The organism is Micromonospora palomenae, from assembly GCF_007829925.1.
Taxonomy (GTDB): Bacteria; Actinomycetota; Actinomycetes; order Mycobacteriales; family Micromonosporaceae; genus Micromonospora; species Micromonospora purpureochromogenes.
This window is the reverse complement of sequence record NZ_VIXA01000001.1, coordinates 1,751,854-1,776,234: the sequence shown is the minus strand read 5'-3', so window position 1 is coordinate 1,776,234 and position 24,381 is coordinate 1,751,854. Positions and strand designations below refer to the sequence as shown.

Annotated in this window: 17 protein-coding genes; 10 read left to right on the top strand and 7 right to left on the bottom strand. The window is 72.6% G+C overall.

All coding sequences use genetic code 11. From position 1 onward, the window contains the following. Window position 1 precedes the first annotated feature (1 nt). A complete protein-coding gene (locus FHX75_RS07995) occupies window positions 2-1,246 on the top strand; it encodes a bifunctional glycosyltransferase family 2/GtrA family protein (protein WP_154937681.1) in 1,245 nt (414 codons plus the stop codon). Here FHX75_RS07995 and FHX75_RS07990 read toward each other — a convergent pair. Next, window positions 1,236-2,087 carry an arginase family protein gene (locus FHX75_RS07990; protein WP_154937679.1) on the bottom strand — a complete coding sequence of 284 codons (852 nt, stop codon included), beginning with the start codon at window positions 2,085-2,087 and terminating at the stop codon, window positions 1,236-1,238. The genes FHX75_RS07995 and FHX75_RS07990 overlap by 11 nt on opposite strands. A 37-nt stretch (window positions 2,088-2,124) precedes the next feature. Between FHX75_RS07990 and FHX75_RS07985 the strand changes: the two genes are divergently transcribed. Beyond that, on the top strand, window positions 2,125-2,805 hold the full coding sequence (locus FHX75_RS07985; RefSeq protein WP_154937677.1) for a helix-turn-helix domain-containing protein: 681 nt from the start codon (window positions 2,125-2,127) through the stop codon (window positions 2,803-2,805). 60 nt (window positions 2,806-2,865) lie between these two features. On the opposite strand, the gene FHX75_RS07980 is transcribed toward FHX75_RS07985, so the two are convergent. Next, window positions 2,866-3,261: a VOC family protein gene (locus FHX75_RS07980; RefSeq protein ID WP_154937675.1), complete on the bottom strand. Its 396-nt coding sequence runs from the start codon at window positions 3,259-3,261 to the stop codon at window positions 2,866-2,868. Between the two features lie 195 nt (window positions 3,262-3,456). On the opposite strand from FHX75_RS07980, the gene FHX75_RS30635 reads away from it, so the two are divergent. The 4 genes from FHX75_RS30635 to FHX75_RS07965 all read left to right on the top strand — a co-directional run bounded on the left by FHX75_RS30635 (window position 3,457) and on the right by FHX75_RS07965 (window position 8,554). Then, window positions 3,457-3,606: a hypothetical protein gene (locus FHX75_RS30635; protein WP_170285311.1), complete on the top strand. Its 150-nt coding sequence runs from the start codon at window positions 3,457-3,459 to the stop codon at window positions 3,604-3,606. Between the two features lie 16 nt (window positions 3,607-3,622). Further along, complete coding sequence (locus tag FHX75_RS07975; protein ID WP_154937672.1) at window positions 3,623-5,035, top strand: class I SAM-dependent methyltransferase; 1,413 nt, start codon at window positions 3,623-3,625, stop codon at window positions 5,033-5,035. Further along, window positions 5,028-7,085: a sulfatase-like hydrolase/transferase gene (locus tag FHX75_RS07970; RefSeq protein WP_154937669.1), complete on the top strand. Its 2,058-nt coding sequence runs from the start codon at window positions 5,028-5,030 to the stop codon at window positions 7,083-7,085. The genes FHX75_RS07975 and FHX75_RS07970 overlap by 8 nt, the downstream gene beginning before the upstream one ends. Window positions 7,086-7,270: 185 nt before the next feature. Further along, entirely contained in the window at window positions 7,271-8,554 is a 1,284-nt protein-coding gene (locus tag FHX75_RS07965; protein ID WP_154937666.1) for a citrate synthase, read from the top strand. A gap of 67 nt (window positions 8,555-8,621) precedes the next feature. On the opposite strand, the gene FHX75_RS07960 is transcribed toward FHX75_RS07965, so the two are convergent. Next, window positions 8,622-10,028, bottom strand: coding sequence for a glycosyltransferase family 4 protein (locus FHX75_RS07960; protein WP_154937663.1), 1,407 nt, complete (start codon window positions 10,026-10,028; stop codon window positions 8,622-8,624). A gap of 319 nt (window positions 10,029-10,347) precedes the next feature. Here FHX75_RS07960 and glgX point away from each other — a divergent pair, with 319 nt between their 5' ends. Genes glgX through treZ form a run of 3 tightly spaced genes read left to right on the top strand, consistent with a single transcriptional unit; the run spans window position 10,348 to window position 16,534 of the window. After that, on the top strand, window positions 10,348-12,465 hold the full coding sequence (gene glgX, locus FHX75_RS07955) for a glycogen debranching protein GlgX (protein ID WP_154937660.1): 2,118 nt from the start codon (window positions 10,348-10,350) through the stop codon (window positions 12,463-12,465). A gap of 2 nt (window positions 12,466-12,467) precedes the next feature. Further along, window positions 12,468-14,804: a malto-oligosyltrehalose synthase gene (gene treY / locus FHX75_RS07950; RefSeq protein ID WP_154937656.1), complete on the top strand. Its 2,337-nt coding sequence runs from the start codon at window positions 12,468-12,470 to the stop codon at window positions 14,802-14,804. Beyond that, complete coding sequence (treZ, locus tag FHX75_RS07945) at window positions 14,801-16,534, top strand: malto-oligosyltrehalose trehalohydrolase (protein WP_154937653.1); 1,734 nt, start codon at window positions 14,801-14,803, stop codon at window positions 16,532-16,534. The genes treY and treZ overlap by 4 nt, the downstream gene beginning before the upstream one ends. 447 nt (window positions 16,535-16,981) lie before the next feature. On the opposite strand, the gene FHX75_RS07940 is transcribed toward treZ, so the two are convergent. Then, on the bottom strand, window positions 16,982-17,479 hold the full coding sequence (locus FHX75_RS07940) for a DoxX family protein (RefSeq protein ID WP_211364361.1): 498 nt from the start codon (window positions 17,477-17,479) through the stop codon (window positions 16,982-16,984). A gap of 784 nt (window positions 17,480-18,263) precedes the next feature. On the opposite strand from FHX75_RS07940, the gene FHX75_RS07935 reads away from it, so the two are divergent. Beyond that, on the top strand, window positions 18,264-21,407 hold the full coding sequence (locus tag FHX75_RS07935) for an ATP-binding protein (protein WP_154938920.1): 3,144 nt from the start codon (window positions 18,264-18,266) through the stop codon (window positions 21,405-21,407). Between the two features lie 16 nt (window positions 21,408-21,423). On the opposite strand, the gene FHX75_RS07930 is transcribed toward FHX75_RS07935, so the two are convergent. The 3 genes from FHX75_RS07930 to FHX75_RS07920 form a co-directional block, all read right to left on the bottom strand. Then, on the bottom strand, window positions 21,424-22,260 hold the full coding sequence (locus tag FHX75_RS07930) for a DUF4097 family beta strand repeat-containing protein (RefSeq protein WP_154937650.1): 837 nt from the start codon (window positions 22,258-22,260) through the stop codon (window positions 21,424-21,426). A gap of 186 nt (window positions 22,261-22,446) precedes the next feature. Then, complete coding sequence (locus tag FHX75_RS07925) at window positions 22,447-23,196, bottom strand: ABC transporter permease (RefSeq protein ID WP_154937648.1); 750 nt, start codon at window positions 23,194-23,196, stop codon at window positions 22,447-22,449. Continuing rightward, entirely contained in the window at window positions 23,193-24,146 is a 954-nt protein-coding gene (locus tag FHX75_RS07920; protein ID WP_154937645.1) for an ATP-binding cassette domain-containing protein, read from the bottom strand. The genes FHX75_RS07925 and FHX75_RS07920 overlap by 4 nt, the downstream gene beginning before the upstream one ends. Window positions 24,147-24,381 lie beyond the last annotated feature (235 nt).

The following is a 24,381-nucleotide window of genomic DNA, read 5'->3' as shown; positions in this document are numbered from 1 at the left end:
GATGACGTACGCCACCGGCCCCCGGCCGGCCGTCGAGACCCGGGTCGCGGTGCCCGCCGCGGTGCTGGACGTGGTGGTCCCGGTCCACAACGAGGAGGCCGACCTGGCCCCCTGCGTACGACGGCTGCACGCGCACCTGAGCGCGCACTTCCCGTACCCGTTCCGAATCACCGTGGCGGACAACGCCAGCGTCGACGCGACCCTGGCCGTCGCCGAGGCGCTGGCCGCGGAGCTGCCCGAGGTGCGGGTGCGGCACCTGGCCGCCAAGGGGCGCGGCCGGGCGCTGCGGGCCACCTGGTCGGCCTCGGACGCCCCGGTGCTGGCCTACATGGACGTGGACCTCTCCACCGACCTGGCGGCGCTGCTGCCGCTGGTCGCGCCGCTCATCTCCGGCCACTCCGACCTGGCCATCGGCACCCGGCTGGCGCGCACCTCCCGGGTGGTGCGGGGCGCCAAGCGGGAGGTGATCTCCCGGGCGTACAACCTGCTGCTGCGGGGGACGCTCGCGGCGCGGTTCTCCGACGCGCAGTGCGGCTTCAAGGCGATCCGCGCCGACGTGGCCCGGGAGCTGCTGCCGCTGGTGCAGGACACCGGCTGGTTCTTCGACACCGAGCTGCTGGTGCTCGCCCAGCGGGCCGGGCTGCGCATCCACGAGGTGCCGGTGGACTGGGTGGACGACCCGGACAGCCGGGTGGACATCGTCGCCACCGCCCTGGCCGACCTGCGCGGCATCGGCCGGCTGGGCCGGGCGCTGCTGACCGGGGCGCTTCCGGTCGGGCGGCTGCGCGAGCAGCTCGGCCGGGCGCCGCTGACCGCCCCGCCGGCCCAGGTGCCGGTCGGGCTGCCCCGGCAGCTGGCCCGGTTCGCCGCCGTCGGGGTGGCCAGCACGCTGGCGTACCTGCTGCTCTTCGTGGCGTCCCGGGGGGTGCTGGGCGCGCAGTGGGCCAACCTGCTGGCGCTGCTGGTGACGGCGGTGGCCAACACCGCCGCGAACCGGCGGCTCACCTTCGGCATCACCGGGCGTCGGCACGCCGGCCGGCACCACCTGCAGGGGCTGCTCGCCTTCGGCCTCGGCCTGGCGCTGACCAGCGGGTCCCTCGCGGCCCTGCACGCGGCCACCGCGCCGTCGCGGCCGGTCGAGCTGGCGGTGCTGGTGGCGGCCAACCTGGCCGCCACCGCCCTGCGTTTCCTGCTGCTGCGCCTGGCCATGCACCACCGCCGGCCCGCGCCGCGGGTCAGGGAGTGAGGGCGGCGGCGAGGACCTCGACGAGGCGGCGCGCGTACCGCCCGTCGGGGTCCCCGTCGGCGTCGAGGTCGGCGACGCTCATCCCGAGCAGGCGTCCGGAGCGCACCAGCGGCGTGGTCAGCGCGAGCAGGTCGTCCCAGCCGAGGCCGTCGGGCTCGGGGTAGGTGACGGCGGGCAGGACCGCCGGGTCGAGCACGTCGAGGTCGAGGTGCAACCAGGTCGGCCCGGTGGCCTCGGCGGCCAGTTCGCGGCCGACCGCCGCAGCTCCCCGCTGCCGTAGCTCGCGTGCCGGGAGCTGCGGGATCCGCGGGTCGACCCGGTCGGCCTCCCGGCGGGCCTCCTCGTCGCGGGCCGGGCGGTGGCCGATCAGCCGGACCTGTGCCGGCTCCACCAGCGGCGTCGCCCGGTCGAAGAGGTCCGGGCCGTGGCCGGTGAGGACGGACAGCTCCAGGTCCGCGCCCTCCCCGGTCGCCGAGCCGAGCCCGTCCTGGAAGTCCGGGTGACCGTCGAGGAACCACAGCCCGCTGCCCGGCGGCAGGGCGAGGAAGACGCCGAGCAGGATGGTGCAGTCCCCGCCCAGCACCAGCGGGTGCCGCCCGGCGGCGCGGACCGCCGCCACCCCGGCGGCGATCGCCCGGCTGGCCCGGCGGACCTGCTCCGCCCCGATCAGCCCGGTCGCCGGGTCCCGCGTGGCGTCGTCGATCCGGGCGTCGACCGCTCCGCCGTCGTCGGCGCCCAGCGCGGCCAGCAGGCCGGCGGCCCGCAGCGCACCGGGGCCGCGTTCCTCACCCCGGCTCCGGCCGGAGGAGTCCAGCGCCGCGTCCAGCACCGTCCATCGCACAGGCGCAGGTTAGCCCCGACGTGGCAGGCTGGGTGCGATGTACCGGGAACGTCGGGCGGCCCTGCGGGGCGCCGTGCTGTGGGCCGCCGTCAGCGAGGGCGCGGCCACCCGGGTGCTGCCGGACGGCTGTCTCGACCTGCTCTGGTCCAGCCGGTCCGGCCTGCTGGTGGCCGGGCCGGACCGCACCGCCCACCTGAGCGTCGCGGCGCCGGGGGAGCGGTGGCTGGGGCTGCGGCTGCCGCCGGGCACCGGTCCCGCGGTCTTCGGCGTCCCCGCCGACGAGCTGCGGGACCGTCGGGTGCCGCTCGACGCGCTCTGGGGTCGCGCGGCGGCCGAGGCCGCCGAGCGGCTGGGGGACCGGCCGACCGGGGCCGCGCTGGAGGCGGTCGCCGCCGCCCGGCTGGCCGCCGCCGGCGGTCCCGACCCGCTCGGCGCCCGGGTCGCCGCCCTGCTCGCCGCCGGCGCCACCGTCACCACGGCCGCCGCCGAGGTCGGCCTCGGAGCGCGCGTTCTGCGCCGGCGCAGCCAGGCCCTCTTCGGGTACGGCCCGAAGACCCTCGCCCGCATCCTGCGGATGCGTCGCGCCCTCGCGCTGGCCCGCACCGGCGTCGGGCTGGCCGAGGTGGCCGCGCGCAGCGGGTACGCCGACCAGGCGCACCTCACCCGCGACGTGCGCGAGCTGGCCGGCGTCCCCCCGACGACTCTGCTGAGGAGCTGACCCGCGTGCGGTCGGTGCAGGGCTGACCCGGCTGCGGGACTGGTCCCCCAACGGTGACGGTCAGCCGGGCAGCGGGGCGTACAGGTCGACGCCGTTGCCGTCCGGGTCGTGCAGCACCGCGTACCGCTGGCCCCAGAAGGCGTCCCAGGGCGGCAGCTCGCCGTGGAAGCCGGCGCCGGTCAGCTCCGCCCAGTAGCGGTCCACCTCGGCCGGGTCGGCGCAGCGGAAGGCGAGGCCGACCCGGGGGCTGCCGGTCGGCGGCGTCCACCCCGGGTGGAAGGTGCGGACCATCGTCACCGCGTCCCAGGCCAGCCGCAGGCCCCCGGGGAGGGTGACCTCCACGTGGTCCTCCGCGTCGGCCTCGGGCGGGACGGCCAGTCCCAGCCGCCGGTAGAAGTCGAGACTGCGGGCCATGTCGGCGACCACCACGCCGACCACATCCAGGTGAAGTGCCATGGCGACACGCTAGGCCCGCAGCGGGGTCGGGGTCTTGAACGGAACGGACGGGTCGCAGTGGTCGGTGTGGGCCGCACGATCGCCTCCGGCGGCGTACCGTGACGAAGGAACAAGTCCGGCCTTATGGGTGGAAAAGCCGCATCTCGGCGTGCCCGCAGCGCCGGCCCACACGAGGGCGAGGGAAGGGAGCGGTCGGTGATTCACCTGGCCTACCTGGACGCGGGGTCCGGCAGCCTGATCGTGCAGGCGGTGGTCGGCGGGGTCGCGGGGGCGGCCGTCGCCGCCAAGCTCTACTGGCGCCGGCTGGTCGACCGGTTCCGCCGGCAGCCCACCGACCGCGGCTGAGCAGGGTCCACCCCCGATGGCGGTCCCCGACACCGGGATCCGGGTCGAGCCCGGCTCCTTCCGCGACCCGGCCAACCGGGTCTTCCACGCCGGCGACGAGGTGCTGCGCGGGCTCGGCCCCGACGGCGCCCGCGACTGGCGGGCGCTCTCCGGCAGCCCCTTCTTCACCGAGCTGCTCGCCGAGGGCAAGATCTGCGGCACCGAGCCGGTCGACGTGACCCGGTTGCCGGGCTGGACGGCGGTGCTGCGGCACGAGCGGATCCCGTTCGTCTCCCACCCGTACGAGTGGTCGTTCGCGATGCTGCGCGACGCGGCGCTGCTGCACCTGGAGATCCTGCGCCGGGCGCTGTCCGCCGGGTTCACCACCAAGGACGGGTCGGCCTACAACCTGCAGTGGCGCGGCGCCAGCCCGGTCTTCATCGACGTGGGCTCCTTCGCGCCGCTCGCCGACGGCGAGCCGTGGGCCGGCTACCGGCAGTTCTGCCAGACCCTGCTCTACCCGCTGCTGCTCCAGGCCCACCTCGGCCTGGACTTCCAGCCCTGGTTGCGGGCCCGCGTCGACGGCATCGAGCCGGACCAGATGCGTCGGCTGTTCCGGGGCGCCCGCCGGCTGCTGCCCGGCGTGCCGACCCACGTGCACCTGCACGGCGCCATGCAGGGCCGCAACGCCCGCGCCAGCACCACCGACGTCCGGGCCCAGCTGAAGGCCGCCGGCTACTCCCGCGACCTGGCCCTGGCCACCGTACGCGGCATCGACCGGCTGATCCGCCGCCTGGACCGGCGCGACGAGGGCAGCCACTGGGTCGACTACCAGCGCACCTGTGGCTACACCGTGCGGGACCGGGAGGAGAAGGAGGGCTTCGTCGAGGCGGCGGTGGCCGCCGCCCCGGCCGGGCTGGTGCTCGACCTCGGCGCCAACGACGGCCGGTACGCCCGGATCGCCGCCCGGCACGCCGCGCAGGTGGTCGCCGTCGAGCAGGACCCGGCCGTGGTGGACTCCCTCTACCGCGCCCTGCGCGCGGAGGGCGAACACCGGATCCTGCCGCTGGTGATGGACCTGGCCGACCCCTCGCCCGGGGGCGGCTGGCGGGGCGCGGAGCGGGCCAGCTTCGGCGACCGGGCCCGGGCCGACGTGGTGCTCGCCCTGGCCGTCGCGCACCACCTGGCCATCGGCCGCAACGTGCCGCTGCCCGAGGTGCTCGACCAGCTCGTCGCGTACGCCCGGCCCGGCGGCCGGCTGGTGGTCGAGTTCGTCCACCCCGAGGACCCGATGGCCCGCCGGTTGCTGGCCAACAAGCCGGACGGGATCTTCCCCGACTACCGGCGTGACGAGTTCGAACGGCTGCTGGCGGCGCGCTGCCGGGTCGAGCGGCAGCGGGAACTGCCCTGCGGCACCCGCACGCTCTACCAGGCGGTGGTGGGTGGCTGACCCGGTCCTCGCGCCGCCGGCCGACCGGCGTGACTCCGGTCCGCCACCCGCGTCCACCCCGGCGACCGCTGGCCGGTGGCGTGCCGAGCTGGGCCGGCTGCTGGAGGTGGCGGCCCTGCTCGGCCTGGTCATCACCCAGCCCCTGCTCGACGTGCTCGGGCGCAGCCCCGACTTCTTCCTGTTTTACCGCGCCGCCCCGCGCGACGTGCTGCTGCTGGTGGCGCTGATCGCGGTGCTGCCCACGCTCGCCGTCGCCCTGCTCGGGCTGGCCACCGGGCTGGCCGGCGGGCGGGTCCGGCGGGGCGCGCACCTCGCGATCGTCGGGCTGCTGCTGGCCGCGCTCGCGGTGCAGGTGGGCCGGCACGGCACTCCGCTGCGGGGCGTACCGCTGCTGCTCGCCGCCGTGCTGCTCGCCGCCGCCGCGGCGGCGGCGTACGCCCGGTGGGGCGGGGTGGGGCGGGTGCTGCGGGTCGCCGCGATCGGGCCCCCGGTCTTCGTCGCGCTCTTCCTCTTCGCCTCGCCCGCCTCGGCGGTCGTGCTGCCCCGGGCGCACGGCGGCGCGGCCGGGGTGGTCGGGCCGGGGGAGCACCCGCCGGTGGTCATGATCGTCCTCGACGAGCTGCCGCTGGTCTCCCTGCTCGGCCCGGACGGCCGGATCGACGCCGCGGCCTACCCGCACTTCGCCGAGCTGGCCGCCGGGTCGACCTGGTACCGCAACGCCACCGGGGTCAGTGGCTGGACGCCGTACGCGCTGCCGGCGATGCTGACCGGCCGCTACCCGGCGCAGCCGCTCGCCCCGCACTACTCGCAGTACCCGGACAACCTGTTCACCGCCCTCGGCGGCCTGTACGACGTCCGCGCCCAGGAGAGCATCACCCGGCTCTGCCCGCCCAGCCGCTGTGAGCAGCCGACCAATCCGGAGCAGGGGCTCGGCGTGCTGGTCCGGGAGAGCGGCAAGCTGCTGCGGCAGGTCGCCGCGCCGGTGGACAGCCGGATCGACCCGGAGGAGTCGTACCGGGAGCGGACCCGCGCCGAGGCCGGCCTGGACGCCGCCGAGCCGGTCCCGGCCGACCCGAGGTTCCGCTTCGACAGCCTGGACGACAACCAGCCGGCCCGGTTCACCAGCTTCCTGGCCGGCCTGCGCCCGTCGTCCCGGCCCACGCTGCACTTCCTGCACCTGCTGATGCCCCACGCGCCCTGGACGTTCCTGCCCTCCGGGGCGCGCTACGCCGCCCCCGAGGACCTGCCCAACGACGGCGCCGGCTGGGTCGAGCTGGCCCGGGCCCGGCACCTGGCCCAGCTGCGCTACACCGACCGGCTGGTCGGCGAGACCCTGCGCACGCTGCGCGCCTCCGGCCTCTGGGACAAGGCGCTGATCCTGCTCACCGCCGACCACGGGGTGAGCTTCACCCGGGACTGGCAGGGGCGGGGGCTGGACGCGATCGACCACGCGGCCGGCGAGGTGGCCTGGGTGCCGATGTTCGTCCGCACCCCCGGGCAGCGGGCCGGCCGGGTCGACGACCGCAACTGGGAGCACGTCGACCTGCTGCCCACCATCGCCGACGAAACGCACGTCCGGATCCCCTGGCGGGTCGACGGGCGCTCCGCCCGCCAGGCCCCGCGGCAGAGCGCCGAGAAGCACTTCTACGACCGGCCGGGCCAGCCGCTGACCCTGCGCGGCGGGGTGCCCACCCGGCCGCCGGACCCGGCGCCGCACCCGCTGCTCGGCACCCTCGTCGGCGACCGGCCGACCGGCGGGACGGCCACCGTGGCGAACCGGGCGGCGTTCGAGCGCGTCGACCCGGCCGCCGGCGAGCTGCCGGCGCTGGTCTGGGGGACCGTGCCCCGGGAGGTGCCCGACGGCACGCTGCTCGCGGTGGCGGTCAACGGCCGCGTCGGCGCGGTCGTGCCGGTGGTGCCCCGGGACAAGGGGGGCCGCCGCTTCGCCGCCCTGCTCCCCGACGACCACCTCTACCGCGCCGGGACCAACCGGCTCGACCTCTACCGGGTCGGCGCCGACGGCGACCTGCGCCGGCTCACCCTGTCGTAGCTTCGTCCCCGGCGTCCGTCATCGTCGGGGTCGCCCGCGCTCACCAGGGTTTCCCAGCCGTGAGGCCGGGAATCGGGTGACGCATACCTCACCACCGAACCACGGCGGGCGGTACCCCGGGGACCGTGATTACGGTAAAAGCGAAGGCAATTCAACGAAGATTCGCCGGCGAAGCGAGGAACCACATGACGGAAGTCAAGCTCGATCACCCCGGTGGGCAGCTTTCGATGCCGGTGCAGGCCGCGGTCGAAGGCCCCGCGGGCATCGGGGTGAGCAAGCTGCTGAAGGAAACCGGGATGACCACCTACGATCCCGGTTTCGTCAACACCGCGTCCTGTTCGTCCGCGATCACCTACATCGACGGCGACGCCGGCATCCTGCGCTACCGCGGGTACCCGATCGAGCAGCTGGCCGAGAAGTCCTCCTTCCTGGAGGTCTCCTACCTGCTGATCTACGGCGAGCTGCCCACCCAGCAGCAGCTCACCGAGTTCAGCGACCGGATCCGGCGGCACTCGCTGCTGCACGAGGAGATGCGCCGGTTCTTCGACGGCTTCCCGCGCGACGCGCACCCGATGGCCGTGCTCTCCTCGGCCGTCAGCGCGATCTCGACCTTCTACCAGGACAGCCTGGACCCGTTCGACTCCGAGCACGTGGAGATGTCGACGATCCGGCTGATGGCGAAGGTCCCCACCATCGCCTCGTACGCCTACAAGAAGTCCATCGGCCAGCCGCTGCTGTACCCGGACAACTCGCTGGGCTACGTGGAGAACTTCCTGCGGATGACCTTCGGCGTGCCGGCGGAGCCGTACGAGGTCGACCCGGTGGTGGCCCGCGTGCTCGACATGCTCTTCGTGCTGCACGCCGACCACGAGCAGAACTGCTCGACCTCCACGGTGCGGCTGGTCGGCTCCAGCAACGCCAACCTCTTCGCTTCGGTCTCGGCCGGCGTCAACGCCCTGTTCGGCCCGCTGCACGGCGGCGCCAACCAGGCCGTGCTGGAGATGCTGGAGAAGATCAAGGCCGACGGCGGTGACGTCCGCTCCTTCGTCCGCAAGGTCAAGGACAAGCAGGACGGCGTGAAGCTGATGGGCTTCGGCCACCGGGTCTACAAGAACTACGACCCGCGCGCCGCCATCGTGAAGAAGGCCGCTCAGGACGTGCTGGGCCGGATGGCCAAGCCGGACCCGATGCTGGACATCGCGATGCAGCTGGAGGAGATCGCGCTCGCCGACGACTTCTTCGTCTCCCGCAGGCTCTACCCGAACGTGGACTTCTACACCGGCCTGATCTACAAGGCCATGGGCTTCCCGGCGAAGATGTTCACGGTGCTCTTCGCGCTGGGCCGGCTGCCCGGCTGGATCGCCCAGTGGCGCGAGATGATCAACGACCCGGAGACCAAGATCGGCCGGCCGCGGCAGATCTACACCGGCTCCCCGGAGCGGGACTACACCGCGCTCGCCGAGCGCTGAGCCACCCGTACCACGAAGGCCGCCGACCCCCTACGGGTCGGCGGCCTTCGCCGTGCTCGGGTACGACTCAGCGCAGGCCGGCGGCGACCAGCAGGTTCCCCTCCGGGGTCGGCGCGGACACCCGACCCAGCGTCATCCGCAGCTGGGCACGCTCGGTGGTGAACGCCGCGTCGCCGGCGATCGCGGTGGCGTACGCGGTCGCGGTCCGGTGCGCGATGGCCGACCAGCCGTACTGCTCGTGGACCATGGCGCGGGCCCGGCGGGCGAGCAGCTGGGCCCGCTCGCGGTCGGAGAGCAGGGCGTCGACGGCCTCGGTGAGCCCGTCCGGGTCCTGCGGGGCGAAGGTCATCCCGGTGACGCCCGGCTCCACGATCTCGGCGAGCCCACCGGTACGGGCGACCGCGAGGGGCGCGCCGGCCGCGGCGCCCTCCAGGGCCACCATGCCGAACGGCTCGTAGATGCTCGGCACCGCGAAGCAGTCCGAGGCGGCCATCACGGCCGGCAGGTCGGTGCCGCCGAGGAAGCCCGGCATGCTCACCGCGTCGGCCAGCCCGAGCCGGTGCACCTCGGCCTCCAGCACGGCCCGGTACGGGCCGTCGCCGACGATCACCGCGCGCAGCCCGGGGTGCCGTTCCCGCAGCCGGGGCAGCCCGGCGAGCAGGTGCTGCACGCCCTTCTCGTAGACCAGCCGGCCGGCGAAGGTGACCAGCGGGCCGTCCCCGGCGAACCGGGCCCGGGCCGAGGCGACCGCGGCCACCGGCACCCGCCAGCGGTGCGGCTCGACGCCGTTGGGCACCACGTCCACCCGGCCGGCGGGCACCCCGAACAGCGCGCCCACCTCGTCGCGCATGTACCCCGAGCAGACGATGACCCGGCCGGACTCGTTGGCCAGCCAGTGCTCGACGCCGTGGATGGTGCGGTTCATCTCCTCCGGCAGCCAGCCCTGGTGCCGGCCGGCCTCGGTGGCGTGGATGGTGCTGACCAGCGGGACGTCCAGGTGCTCGCGCAGGGTCATCGCGGTGTGCGCGACGAGCCAGTCGTGGGCGTGGATCACGTCGTACGAGCCGGACTCGGTGGCGCGCAGCGCGGCCCGGGTCAGGGTGTGGTTGAAGGCCATCGTCCAGGCCAGCAGGGAGCCGGTGGCCAGCGGGAAGGTCACCGGGTCCTCGGCGGCGCGGACGATCCGCACGCCGTCGGCGTACTCCTCCAGGGGCGCGCCCTCGGCGTGCCGGGTGACGACGGTGACCTCGTGCCCGGCGGCGGCCAGGGCCACCGACAGCGCGTGCACGTGCCGGCCCAGGCCACCGACCAGCACCGGCGGGTACTCCCAGGAGAGCATCAGGATGCGGCGGGTGCGCGGGGCCACCCCGGCGCCGGTGCCCTGCGGCGGGATCTGCGGGCGGTAGGTGAGGGAGGGCCGGCAGGTCCGGTCCGGTGCGGTCACGGGCTGCTCGCCGACCCGCGGGGTGGTCACATCAATCTCCGTCCATGCACGAAGGGTCGCGCCGGCAACGGTGGCGGCGGAAAGAAGGTGGTGGGGTGGCCGAGGGCCGAGCGAAGGCGCCCGCGCGGACGCGTCCGCATCAAGCAAAGGGCATGACGCGGTCCCGCGCATCTCGAAAAGGCCTATCGTGACGGAGGACACCCAAAGGTCTGTCTCGGCATCAGGTGGGTGGATATCGGGTGCCCGCCGAACGGGTGGATTGGTCGGCTGCGGCGTTGGGCATTAGCGGCGTGCGCACCCGGTGGCCCGCCCGCCTGGTGCGCTCATGATCATGGGTCGAAGGAGCGACATGCAGGTCTGGCCGGGTGAGCGTTACCCCCTCGGGGCGACCTACGACGGGATGGGCACCAACTTCGCGATCTTCTCCGAGGTCGCCGAGAAGGTCGAGCTCTGCCTCTTCGACGAGTGGGGCATCGGCACGGAGCGCCGGGTCGAGCTGCGTGAGGTGGACGCGTACGTCTGGCACGCGTACATCCCGGGCGTCGAGCCGGGCCAGCGGTACGGCTACCGGGTGCACGGCCCGTACGACCCGGCCAACGGGGCGCGCTGCAACCCGCACAAGCTGCTGCTCGACCCGTACGCCAAGGCGGTCGACGGGGAGATCTCCTGGGACCCGGCGGTCTACGACTACGAACTGGGCGACCCGGACCGGATGTCGACCACCGACTCGGCGCCGTTCATGCCCAAGTCGGTGGTGGTGAACCCGTACTTCGACTGGGGCAACGACCGGCCGCCGCGCACCCCGTACCACCACTCGGTGATCTACGAGGCGCACGTGCGTGGGCTGACCATGCGCCACCCCGGCATCCCGGACGAGCTGCGCGGCACGTACGCGGCGATCGCCTCGCCTGTCATGATCGACTACTTCAAGCGGCTCGGCATCACCGCCGTCGAGCTGATGCCGGTGCACGAGTTCGTGCACGACCACCGCCTGGTCGACCTGGGGCTGCGCAACTACTGGGGCTACAACACCATCGGCTTCTTCGCCCCGCACCACGGATACTCGGCGCTCGGCCGGCTCGGCCAGCAGGTGCAGGAGTTCCGCGGCATGGTCAAGGCGCTGCACGCCGCCGGCATCGAGGTCATCCTCGACGTGGTCTACAACCACACCGCCGAGGGCAACCACCTCGGCCCGACGCTGAGCTTCAAGGGCGTCGACAACGCCAGCTACTACCGGCTCTCGGAGGAGGACCGCCGGTACTTCGTGGACTACACCGGCACCGGCAACAGCCTCAACGTGCGCAGCCCGCACTCGCTCCAGCTGATCATGGATTCGCTGCGCTACTGGGTGACCGAGATGCACGTCGACGGCTTCCGCTTCGACCTCGCCGCCACCCTGGCCCGCGAGTTCTACGAGGTCGACCGCCTCTCCACCTTCTTCGAGGTGGTCCAGCAGGACCCGGTGGTCAGCCAGGTCAAGCTGATCGCCGAGCCGTGGGACGTCGGCCCCGGCGGCTACCAGGTCGGCAACTTCCCGCCGCAGTGGACCGAGTGGAACGGCAAGTACCGGGACACCGTGCGGGACTTCTGGCGCGGCGAGCCGGCCACCCTCGCCGAGTTCGCCTCCCGCATCTCCGGCTCCGCCGACCTCTACCAGGACGACGGGCGGCGCCCCTTCCACAGCATCAACTTCGTCACCTGCCACGACGGGTTCACCCTCAACGACCTGGTCTCCTACAACGACAAGCACAACGAGGCCAACGGCGAGGAGAACCGCGACGGCGAGAGCCACAACCGGTCCTGGAACTGCGGCGTCGAAGGTGCGACCGACGACCCGGCGGTGCTGGCCCTGCGCGCCCGGCAGCGGCGCAACTTCCTCGCCACCCTGGTCCTCTCCCAGGGCGTGCCGATGATCGGCCACGGCGACGAGCTGGGCCGCACCCAACGCGGCAACAACAACGCCTACTGCCAGGACAGCGAACTCGCCTGGATCGACTGGGAGCACGCCGACGACGAGCTGCTGTCCTTCGTGCAGCGGCTCACCGACTTCCGGTCCCGGCACCAGGTGTTCCGCCGCCGGCGGTTCTTCACCGGCCTGCCGGTCGGCGGGCGCGCCGCCGGCTCGGGCCTGCCCGACCTGGCCTGGTACACCCCGGACGGCCGGGAGATGACCGGGGAGGACTGGGGCAACGACTTCGGCCGCTCGGTGGCGCTCTTCGTCAACGGCGACGGCATCCGCGAGCGCGGCCAGTACGGCCAGCGCCACCAGGACACCTCCTTCCTGCTCTGCTTCAACGCCCACGACGCCCCGCTGGACTTCACGCTGCCGGGGGAGGAGTTCGGGCAGCGGTGGGAACTGGTGATCAGCACCGCGGAACCGGAACCGGAGAAGACCACGATGGTCGAGGCGGGCGGCGCCATCTGCGTGCCGGACCGCTCCCTGGTGGTCCTGGAGAGGACGGTCTGACCATGCCCGACACCCCTCGACCCGACCCGACGGCGGCACCGACGACGCGGGTGGGGTCGACCTACCGCGTCCAGGTGCGGCCCGGCTTCGACCTCGACGCCACCGCCGGCCTGGCCGGCTACCTCGCCGACCTCGGCGTCACCCACCTCTACAGCGCACCCCTGCTGACCGCCACCCCCGGCTCCGCGCACGGCTACGACGTGGTCGACCACCGGGCGGTCAACCCGGAACTCGGCGGCGAGGCCGGTCGGCGGCGGCTGGTCCGGGCGCTGCGCGCGGCCGGGCTCGGCCTGGTCGTCGACATCGTGCCCAACCACGCCGGGGTGGCCCAGCCGGCCGCCAACCCGGCCTGGTGGGACGTGCTGCGCCGGGGCCGGTCCTCGGCCTACGCGGACTGGTTCGACATCGACTGGGACCGGGGCCGGCTGCTGCTGCCGGTGCTCGCCGACACCCCCGACGCCCTCGACGACCTCAAGGTCGTCGACGGGGAACTGCGCTACCACGAGCACCGCTTCCCGATCGCCGACGGCACCGCCGAGGGCAATCCGCGCGAGGTGCACGGCCGGCAGCACTATGAGCTCGTCTCCTGGCGGCGTGGGGACAGCGAGCTGACGTACCGTCGGTTCTTCGCCGTCTCCGACCTGGCCGGGCTGCGGGTGGAGGACCCGGCGGTCTTCGACGCCACCCACGCGGAGGTGCTGCGGTGGGCGGCGGCCGGGGAACTGGACGGCATCCGGGTCGACCACCCCGACGGCCTGCGCGACCCCGCCGGCTACCTGGCCCGGCTGCGCGCCGCCGCCGCAGACGCGTGGCTGGTGGTGGAGAAGATCCTGGAGTACGGCGAGGAGCTGCCCGACTGGCCCGTCGACGGGACCACCGGCTACGACGCCCTCGCGGCGGTGTGCGGGCTCTTCGTCGACCCGCGCGCCGAGGGTGACTTCACCGCCCTGGACGCCCGGCTGAACGGCCGGCACACCTCCTGGCAGGACCTGACCCACGACACCAAGCTGGCCGCCGCCACCCGACTGCTCGCCGCCGAGCTGACCCGGCTGGCCGCCCTCGCCCCGGAACTGGACCCGCAGGCCACCCGGGAGGCCCTCGCCGAGCTGGCCGCCTGCTTCCCGGTCTACCGCGGCTACCCGCCCGTTGGCGCCCGGCACCTGGCCGTGGCCCGCGCGGAGGCGGGGCGCCGCCGCCCCGACCTGACCGCCACCCTGGACGCGGTCACCGCCCGCCTGCGCGACCCGGAGCACGAGCTGGCGAAGCGGTTCCCGCAGCTGTCCGGCGCGGTGATGGCCAAGGGGGTGGAGGACACCGCCTACTACCGGTGGAGCCGGTTCGTCGCACTCAACGAGGTCGGCGGCTCACCGGCGCACTTCGGCGTGCCGCCGGCGGAGTTCCACCGCGCCGCCGCCGCCCGGCAGGTCCGCTGGCCGGCCGGTATGACCACGCTCTCCACCCACGACACCAAGCGCGGCGAGGACGTCCGGGCCCGGCTCGCCGTCCTGTCGGAACTGCCCGGGCGGTGGGCCGAGCGGGTGCAGGACTGGATGTCCCGCGCGCCGCTGGCCGACCCGGCCTTCGCCCACCTGCTCTGGCAGACCGCCGTCGGCGCCTGGCCCGTCGAGCGCGAGCGGCTGCACGCGTACGTGGAGAAGGCCGCCCGGGAGGCGTCGGTCTCCACCAGCTGGGCCGACCCCGACCTGGCCTTCGAGCGCGAGCTGCACGCCCTGGTCGACCGGATGTACGACGACCCGGAACTGCGCGCCGAGATCACCGCCTTCGCCGACGAGATCACCCCGGCCGGCTGGTCCAACTCCCTCGGGCAGAAGCTGGTGCAGCTCGCCATGCCCGGCGTGCCGGACACCTACCAGGGCACCGAGCTGTGGGAGAACAGCCTGGTCGACCCGGACAACCGCCGCCCGGTCGACTTCGCCGTCCGCCGGGACCTGCTGGCCCGGCTCGACGGCGGCCGGCGGCCGGCGGTCGCCGCCGACGGCGCGGCGAAAATGCTGGTGGTCTCCCGGACCCTGCGGCTGCGCCGCGACCGCCCGGAGCTGTTCACCACCTACCGGCCGGTCGCCGCAGCCGGGCCGGCGGGTGCGCACGCGGTCGCCTTCGACCGGGGCGGCGCGGTCGCGGTGGCCACCCGCCTCCCGCTGGGGCTGGTCCGCTCGGGCGGCTGGCGGGGGACCACCCTTTCGATTTCCGGCAACAGTGTTACGGACGTGTTCACCGGTCGGGTCTACAGTGGGTCTGAGCTGCTCCTGGATGATCTGCTGAGCACCTATCCCGTCGCCCTGCTGGCTCCCACCGACTCCGTGGAGGCTGCCGCATGACCGAGTTCACGGTGTGGGCTCCCGAGGCCGCACGGGTCCGGCTGCGCCTGCCCGGCGTGGCCGACCACGACATGCGCTCCGGCCCCGACGGCTGGTGGCGCTTCGAGGTCCCCGACGCCGGGCCGGGCACCGACTACGCGTTCCTGCTCGACGACGACGAGCGGGCCCTGCCCGACCCCCGCTCGGCCTGGCAGCCCGCCGGCGTGCACGGGCCCAGCCGGCTCTACGACCACAGCGCCTTCCGCTGGACCGACCAGGACTGGACCGGCCGGCAGCTACCGGGCAGCGTCCTGTACGAGCTGCACGTCGGCACCTTCACCCCCGAGGGCACCTTCGACGCGGCGATCGGCCGGCTGGACCACCTGGTCGACCTCGGCGTCGACATGATCGAGCTGCTGCCGGTCAACGCCTTCAACGGCGAGTACAACTGGGGCTACGACGGGGTCTGCTGGTATGCCCCGCACCAGCCCTACGGTGGCCCGGACGGGCTGAAACGGCTGGTCGACGCCGCCCACGCCAAGGGGCTGGGGGTGATCCTCGACGTCGTCTACAACCATTTCGGGCCCTCCGGGGCCTACGCGCCGATGTTCGCGCCGTACCTCACCGAGCAGAGCAACACCTGGGGCCGCACCGTCAACCTGGACGGCCCGCACTCCGACGGGGTACGCCGCTACATCGTCGACAGCGTGCTGATGTGGCTGCGTGACTACCACGTCGACGGGCTGCGGCTGGACGCCGTGCACGCCATGCCCGACTCCCGGGCCACCCACCTCCTGGAGCAGGTGGCCACCGAGGTGGAGGCACTCTCGACCCACCTGGGCCGGCCGCTGTCGCTGATCGCCGAGTCCGACCTCAACGACCCGAAGCTGATCACCCCGCGCGAGGGCGGCGGCTTCGGCCTGCACGCCCAGTGGAACGACGACGCCCACCACGCCCTGCACACCCTGCTCACCGGGGAGCGGCAGGGCTACTACGGCGACTTCGGCTCGCTGGAGTGCCTGACCGACGTGCTGAGCGGCGCGTTCTTCCACGCCGGCACCTGGTCCAGCTTCCGCAACCGCAGCCACGGGCGGCCGGTGGACCGGCAGCGGACCCCGGGGCACCGCTTCGTGGCGTACCTGCAGAACCACGACCAGATCGGCAACCGGGCCACCGGCGACCGGATCTCCGCCAGCCTCTCTCCGGCGCTGCTGCGGGTCGGCGCGGTGCTGCTGATGACCGCGCCGTTCACCCCGATGCTGTTCATGGGGGAGGAGTGGGCGGCCAGCACCCCCTGGCAGTTCTTCACCAGTCACCCCGAGCCGGAGCTGGCCACCGCCGTGGCCACCGGCCGCCGCCGCGAGTTCGCCGCGCACGGCTGGCCCCCGGGCGACGTGCCCGACCCGCAGGACCCGCAGACCTTCCTGCGCTCCCGGCTGGACTGGGCCGAGCTGGACAAGCCCGAGCACCGGGAGATGTACGAGTTCCACCGCCGGCTGATCGCGCTGCGCAAGAGCCGCCCCGACCTGTCCGACCCCCGGCTGGACCGGGTCGAGGTACGCCACGGCGACCGCTTCCTGCTGATGCGCCGGGGCGAGCACCTCGTGGTGGCGAACCTCGCCGGGAAGGCGCAGCGGATCAACCTGCCGGGGGTGGTGCGCACTGTGCTGCTGGCCACCGGGACCGGGGTCACGGTGATGCGGGACGGAATCGAGCTGCCGGCGGAGACGGCGGCGATCGTGGCGCTCTGAAGCCGGCGACGTCGGGCCGTAGGCGGACGTCGGTGCGTTAGGAGCCACATCGGACCGGCCGTACCGTCACCAACGAGGCCGAGCAGGTGGCCTGCCTGCCGTTGGCCGTACAGCGGCGAGGTGAAGCAACCGCGCCAGCCAAACCGGCCCGAGTCGCACCTCAGCAGGCCGTTTGACCTTGAATCAGCCGCGTCTGACCCGCTCGCCGACGTGTCGGGACGAAGAGGTCGTCGGTTCGAATCCGGCCACCCCGACCGAAGGTGAGTGCTGAGGTGGGTCGGCTCGGCCCTGCGTACCGCGTACCGCGCACCTGCGCGGATACGAGCGGCAGCCGCAGAGCTTGGCTGCCGCTCGTATCCCTGAATCTGCCGCCCACGCCAAGGGGTGCTGTCGTGGGTGAGGCGCGGAGCAGTCGCGCGCCTCACCCACGAAGCAGGTCGTGCACGCTCAGGCCGCAGCGGGCTCGGGAGCCCGACGGTCCGCGCCGCGGGACAGCCGGGGCGCGATGAGCCGGTCCAGGCTGAAACGTCCTGCGCCGACCGCGGCGAGCAGGAGAGCCGTTGCGCCGAGCGCGAGCACAAGCTCGTACCCGTTGGCACTCACGAAGACCCCGTTGCCGAGGTGGACGATGAGGAGGGCGCCGAGCATGTCGAGCGCGAGGAGCAGTGCCGACACGGGTACCGCGAGCCCGACCACCAGGGCGACACCACCAACGAGTTCGACAAGCGCCGCAAACCAGGCGCTCGCCATCGGCAGCGGGACACCCAGCTGGTCGAATGCCGCAGCCGTGCCGTCGAGGCCCCATTCGGTGAGCTTCTGCCATCCGTGGGCGATGAAGATGACACCGAGGGCGACACGCGTGAAGAGCACGGCGAGGTCACGCAGCAAGACGTTGTTCATGAAGAACCCCATTTCGACCGGAAGGATTTGCGGATCCGCCAGCACGCGGCGAGCGGCGGGCCAGATGTCGCTTCGGCGGGGCAACCTGCCCCGGACCTGCGGCGGCCAGCGTCTACCAGGCCCCGCTCACCGTAAGTTACCGACGAAGAGCTTGAAGCGTCAAGTATTGAGTATCTCAATTAATTCCGTAGTGCGCCTCCACCGAGCCGCAGGTCCGCAGGTGCGCGGCTCATCACCGCCCGGCCCTCCTGAGGGGCGGGCCGTATGATCCGGGTGGAATCCAAGGTCACGCCGTGTTCCGAGTGACCTGGGATGCACCGTCGGCGGCCGCCGCTGCGGCGCCGATGGTCATGGCGGCGACGACACGTCGCGCCGGCCGCTGGCTGCGGGCGACCAACCCATCGGCGCCGCGCCCTGTCCGTGTTTTCGGGCTCGTCACCGAGAGTGAGGATTGTGGTCACCGCCGCGCCGCTGTCGAGCAGGGCCCTGCGGTTCACCCGAGGGCCGGACCGGCCGTGGCGGCGGGACAGTTGACGAGATAGTTACCGAGGCGCTGCGGGTCGACCCGGTGGTGCTGCTGGGCGAGACCGACCTCGGGTGGTTGGCCGCCGACCGGGTGGTGACCGTGGCGGGTGGTGACCCGGCGTCGGCGGCCACGGCGACCGTGTCGATCGGGCTGGCGCTGCGCGCGCTGGGCAGGGAACGGCTGGCGATGCCGGCGACGATCGCAGCCGCCAACCCCTCCCGCCGGCATTCGAGGGGATCTGCCGGCGGAGACGGCGGCGATCGTGGCGCTCTGAGGCCGGCGGCCCGTGGCAGGATCTGCTGCGTGCAGATCGGGATGCTCGGATCGTTCGAGGTTCGCACGGACGACGGCGCCCTCGCCGACGTGCCGGGCGCGCGGCTGCGCGGGCTGTTGATCGCTCTCGCGCTCGAACCTGGTCGGGTGGTCCCGAAGGCGACGCTCGTCGACTGGATCTGGGGTGAACACCCGCCCGCCGACGCGACGAACGCCCTGCACCGTCTGGTTTCCCGGCTGCGTAAGGCGCTGCCGGCAGGATCGGTCGAGGGGCAGCCGGACGGCTACCGGTTGACGGTGGAACCCGACGCCGTCGACGCCGTGCGGTTCGAACGCCTCGTCACCGCGGGTCAGGTCCGCAATGACGACGCGCCACGGCGGGTACGGCTGCTGCGCGAGGCCCTCGCCCTGTGGCGCGGTGCGGCCCTGCAGGACGTCGGTCTGCAGGGCAGTGCGGCGTTCGACGCGGCGGTCACCCGGCTCGAGGGGCTGCGCCTGAGGGCCTTGGAGGATCGGTTCGATGCGGAGGTCGACCTCGGCCACGGCGCGGAGCTGGTCACCGAACTGACCGACCTGGTGGCCGCGCATCCGGTGCGAGAACGGCTTGTCGCCGCGCTGATGCGTGCCCTCGTGGCGGCCGGTCGGGGCAGTGAGGCGCTGCTCGTGTACCAGCGCACCAGAGAAACCCTGGCCGACACGCTGGGGGTCGACCCCGCACCGGAGCTGTCGGCGTTGCACGTCGCGCTGCTGCGGGGCGAGTTGGGACGGCGGGAGGAGAACCGGAAGACCAACCTGCGTGCCGAGCTGACCAGCTTCGTCGGCAAGGACGCCGATGTCGCCGCGGTCCGCGAACTTGTCGCCGAGCATCGGCTCACCACCCTGATCGGGCCGGGCGGCTCGGGGAAGACCAGGCTGGCCACGGAAACCGCGCGCACGCTGCTCGGCGACCTGCCGGACGGGGCCTGGCTGGTGGAGCTCGCACCCATCTGCGCCGACGGTGACGTGGCGCAGTCCACGCTCGCCGGGCTCGGCCTGCGGGATGCTCTGCTCGGCGAGGCACCGAACGCGGAGCCGACGGACCGGCTCATCGCCGCGATCCGCGAGCGCGAGGCGCTGCTGATCCTGGACAACTGTGAGCACGTGATCGAGTCGGCGGCGACGTTCGCCCATCGTGTGCTCGGGGAGTGCCAGCGGCTGCGGATCCTGGCGACGAGCAGGGAACCGCTCGGCATCACCGGTGAGGCGCTGTGGCTGGTCGAGCCTCTGGCCCTGCCGGAGGGGAACGCCAGCCCCGGCGAGATCGAGTCCGCGCCGGCCGTCCGGTTGCTGCGGGACCGGGCGGGCGCGGTGCGCAAGGATCTCGCGGTCGACGCCCGGACGGTGTCGACGATGGCGCGCGTCTGCCGGGCGCTGGACGGGATGCCGCTGGCGATCGAACTGGCCGCGGCCAGGTTGCGCACCATGTCCATCGACCAGCTCGCCCACCGGCTCGACGACCGGTTCCGCCTGCTGACCAGCGGTAGCCGTACCGCGTTGCCGCGGCACAGGACGCTGCGCGCGGTGGTCGACTGGAGCTGGGAGTTGCTCACCGACGCCGAACGGACGGTCCTGCGCAGGCTCTCGGTGTTCTCGGGCGGGGCGAGCCTGGAAGCGGCCGAGCGGGTCTGCGCCGGCGACGCGGTCGAGCAGGAGCAGGTGCTCGAGTTGCTCACGTCGCTGACCGAGAAGTCGCTGGTGGTCGCCGATCGCGACAGCGCACCGCGCTACCGGATGCTCGGCACGATCAAGGAGTACGCCGGGCACCGGCTCGCGGAGGCGGGGGAATCGGACCTGGCGCGCCGTGCGCATCTCGCCTACTTCACCGAACTCGCCGAGACCGCGGACCCGCATCTCCGCCGCGCCGAGCAGTTGGAATGGCTCGCCACGCTCGGTGTCGAGCACGACAACATCAGTTCGGCGATGCGTGGTGCGCTCGCGGCCGGCGAGGCGAACGCGGCGATGCGGCTCGCGGCCGGTGCCGGCTGGTACTGGTGGCTCAGCGGGCACAAGGCCGAAGGCATCGAGCTGATCATCGCGGCCACCGACACGCCCGGCGAGGTGGCCGATGAGATCCGGGCCAGCGTGTACGCGCTCGTTGTGCTGTTCGTGAGCGCCGGGCGGGGCGACGAACACCATGCGGAGGAGTGGATCCACAAGGCATACCGGTTCAGCCAGCGCAGTCAGTCCCGTAATCCGCTGCTGGGACTGGTCGTCCCGCTGGAACGCATGTTGCGGGCGCCGGACGCGTTCCTGTCCGCGTGGGAACCATTGCTGGACGACGAGGACCCCTGGGTACGCGCCCTGGCCCGGTTCCATCTCGGCAAGATGCGGATCATGGTCGGCCAGGGCGGGCGGGATGCGGATGCGTATCTCGAGACGGCGCTCGCCGAGTTCCGCGCGATCGGCGAACGGTTCGGGATCTCGATCGCCCTGGCCGAGCTGGCGGACCGAATCGCCGTGCGCGGCGAGTTCGCCCGTGCCTGCGCGCACTACGAACAGGCGATCGCGGTCGTCACCGAAGTCGGTGCCATCGAGGATGTCATCCGCATGCGGTCGCGACAGGCTCAGCTGTACTGGCTGCTGGGCGACAAGGACTCCAGCGCGGCTGCCATGGCCGAGGCGCAACGGTGCGCGGAACGGGTCACCTGGCCGGATGCCCTGGCCGAACTGGCCCTCTCGAAGGCGGAACTCGCCCGCTGGCGCGGCGACGCCGAGGAGGCGTACCAGCAACTCGGCGTCGCGACGACCATGCTGGGCAACGACGCGGAGCAGGCGAACATCCGCGCGGTGAAACACGACCTGCTCGGCCACCTTGCCGACGACCTCAGCGAGGCCCGCACGCACCACGCGGCGGCCTGCCAGGCGGCCTCCGAGGCGGGGCACGCACCCCTGATCGCGCAGATCCTCGTCGGGATCGCGGACCTGGCACTACGCAGCGAAGAGTACGAGCAGGCCGCGCGGCTGCTCGCGGCGAGCACCGGCGTGCGCGGACTACCGGACCGTGCCCACCCGGATGTGGCCCGGATCGAGCAGGCCGCGCGGAGCCGCCTCGGCGACACACGGTTCGCCGAGGCGGCTCGGGAAGGCACGCAGACGAGCTGGACTCAGTTGGTCACGGTCACGCTCGCCTCCTGAACGCGGCAAGCGCCCCTCAGCTTGCGGCGCGTTGGATGGTGATGTCGCCGTGCCGCGTGCGGGCGTGAACCGTGAGCTGGTTGTCGGACGTGTCAGGGTTTTCCTCAGGCGGTACGGAGTTGCGCACCGACCCTCGCTTGCTGTTGGCGTCAACCCGGGCAGCGGTGCCCTCGCCGATGCCGACCTCGATGTTTCCTGAGTGGTTCGCCAGCTCCGCCTGACCGCGGGTCAACCGGCCGATCCGAATGGCGCCGTTGCCTGTCTTGGCGGTGACGCTGCCGTCGGCGCGGTCGATGTCGAAACCGCCGCTGCCACTGCTGAGGTCGAGGTCGGCCGATGCGTGGCCGATCCAGATCAGCCCGCCGGCGCTCGAGAGCTTGACGGTGTCCTTGACCTCGCTGATCCGCAGTGCGAAGGTGCTGCCGTCGATGGTGGCGCGCTCGGCGATGTGGCCGATCGTGACCTCACCGGCCGCGATGTTCGCCTGCAGCGCGTTGATGCGATCGAGCTGGACCCGACCGGATGCCATGTGCAGCTCGCACTCTCCCAATGCGCCGTCAGCGTGCACGTCCGAGTGCGCCAGGTAGGAAACCAGGCTGGAGCCGGCGGGCAGGTCGATCGTGATGGCGACCGAGCCGTTCTTGTCCCCGGAGGCGGTCGTCTTGACCGACAACTGATCGCCGGCGAAGTCGACCTTGGTCTTGTCGGCCACCTTGACGTCCGACTGGCTCGCCTTGTTGATGGGTTCGACCAGCACCATGGTGTCGGTCCGGTCGCTCGCGGTGACCCGCACCCGAGCACCGGCGACGACAACGGTGGCGACGATGGGTCCTGGCGTGGCGAATGTAGGCATGACGCCTCTCCTCTTGTCTCATACGTGATCAGTTGGTGGGCGGCTCAGCCGCCCCAGCCGGTGAAGCATCGGTTCGCACGCCCACGGCGCGCGCTCGTCGGCGGCGAGCGCGCGCCGGGTCAGTTCGTCGCTGGCGGCTTCGGGGTCAGCCCGAGCACGGTCCTCCGAAGGCCATCGCCCGGAAGGTCACGCGCGCTTCGTGAAGGTGGAACGCGCCCACAGGTAGCCGACCAGAGCGATGCCGACGCACCAGGCGATGGCGGTGATCGCGTCAGTGGAGGACGGTGCGCCGTTGAGCAACCCGCGCATGGTTTCGATGATCGGCGTGAAGGGCTGGTACTCCGCGAACTGCCGCAGGCCCGGCCCCATCTTCTCCGCCGGCACGATCGCGCTGCTGAAGAACGGCAGCATGACCAGCGGCACGGAGGCCAGACCCGCCGTCTCCGGAGACTTCGCCGCCAGTCCCAGGGCGACCGTGAGCCAGCCGGCCGCGAGACCGAGCAGCACGACGATGCCGACCACGCCGAGCCAGTCCAGGGAACTCGCCGACGGGTCGAATCCCAGCAGGAAGGCCACCCCGATGAGCGCCCCGATGGCGACCAGATTGGTCAGCAGACTGGCGATGACGTGACCGGTCAACACCGCACCTCGGGAGACGTCCATGACCTTGAACCGGTTGATGATGCCCTTCGTCATGTCGGAGTTCACCGACGTCGCGGTGGCCCCCAGCCCGTAGCAGACGGCCAGCAGCATCAGTCCCGGCGTCGCGTAGTCGATGTAGTCGACACCGACGTTGAAGGCGGCTCCGAACATGTAGACGAACATCAACATGATCACGATCGGCATCAGGACCGCGTTGAACACCGAGGTCGGATTCCGGGCGATGTGCTTGAAGTTGCGACGCAGCATGACCATCGCATGGGACTTGGTGCTCATTTCGCGACCACCTCCGTGGTGTGGGTGTGGGTGTGGCCCGTCAGGGCGAGGAAGACGTCATCGAGGTCCGGTGTGTGGACGGAGAGCTCTTCGGCGCTGATCGAGTACTCGTCGAGCCGGTCCAGCAGGGCCCGCAGCGATCTCGTCCCACCGTCGCCGGGAACCCGCAGGGCCAGTGCCTCGTCGTCGCGCGTGGCGTCGGTGAGGACGCGCGCGGCGGCGTCGAGTTCGGCGACGTCGGTGAACCGAAGCCGGACATGACTGCCGGGGACCTGGCGCTTGAGGTCGTCGGCAGTGCCCTGCGCAACCAGGCGGCCCTGGTGGAGTACCGCGATCCGGTCGGCGAGCTGATCGGCTTCCTCGAGGTACTGCGTGGTGAGGAAGATGGTCACCCCATCGGCCACCAACTCGCGGACGATCTCCCACATGGTGCGGCGGCTGCGCGGATCCAGTCCGGTCGTCGGCTCGTCCAGGAAGATGATCCGCGGCTTGCCGACCAGCGTCATCGCCAGATCCAGCTTCCGGCGCATACCCCCGGAGTAGGTCGACACCGGCTTCTGCGCCGACTCCACCAGATCGAACCGCTCCAGCAACTCCGTGACAACCCGCCTGCCGTCGCCGGAGCCCATCCGCTTCAGATCTGCCATCAGCTGCAGGTTCTCCTGCCCCGTCAGCAGCTCATCGACTGCCGCGAACTGACCGGTGACCCCGATTGCCGCACGCACCGCCTTGGTCTCGGTCGCGACGTCATGCCCGGCAACCCGTACCGTGCCACCGTCGGCCTTCATCAACGTGGTCAGCACGTTCACCGTCGTCGTCTTGCCCGCCCCGTTCGGACCGAGCAGGGAGAAGACTGTGCCCGCACGAACATCCAGATCGATGCCGTCGAGGACGACCTTGTCCCCGAAAGCCTTTCGTAGCCCGGAAACCTCAATCGCTGAACTTGTCATGCGACCACCATCGGCGGCCGCCCTGTCACCTGCCTGACACGCCCCTGACACGACCACTGACAGAAGCAGCGCCCGAGCTGGACGCCGCGCGGGCGTACCTCCAGATCGGTGATGCGCCCGGGGTCGCACGCGTGCTGATGGACGCGGACCGGATCGCACCGGCTGAGGTCCGGTGTCGGCGGGCGACGCGTACGGTGATCGCCGAGATGGCCCGGGGCCACCCGGCGCCGGCCGG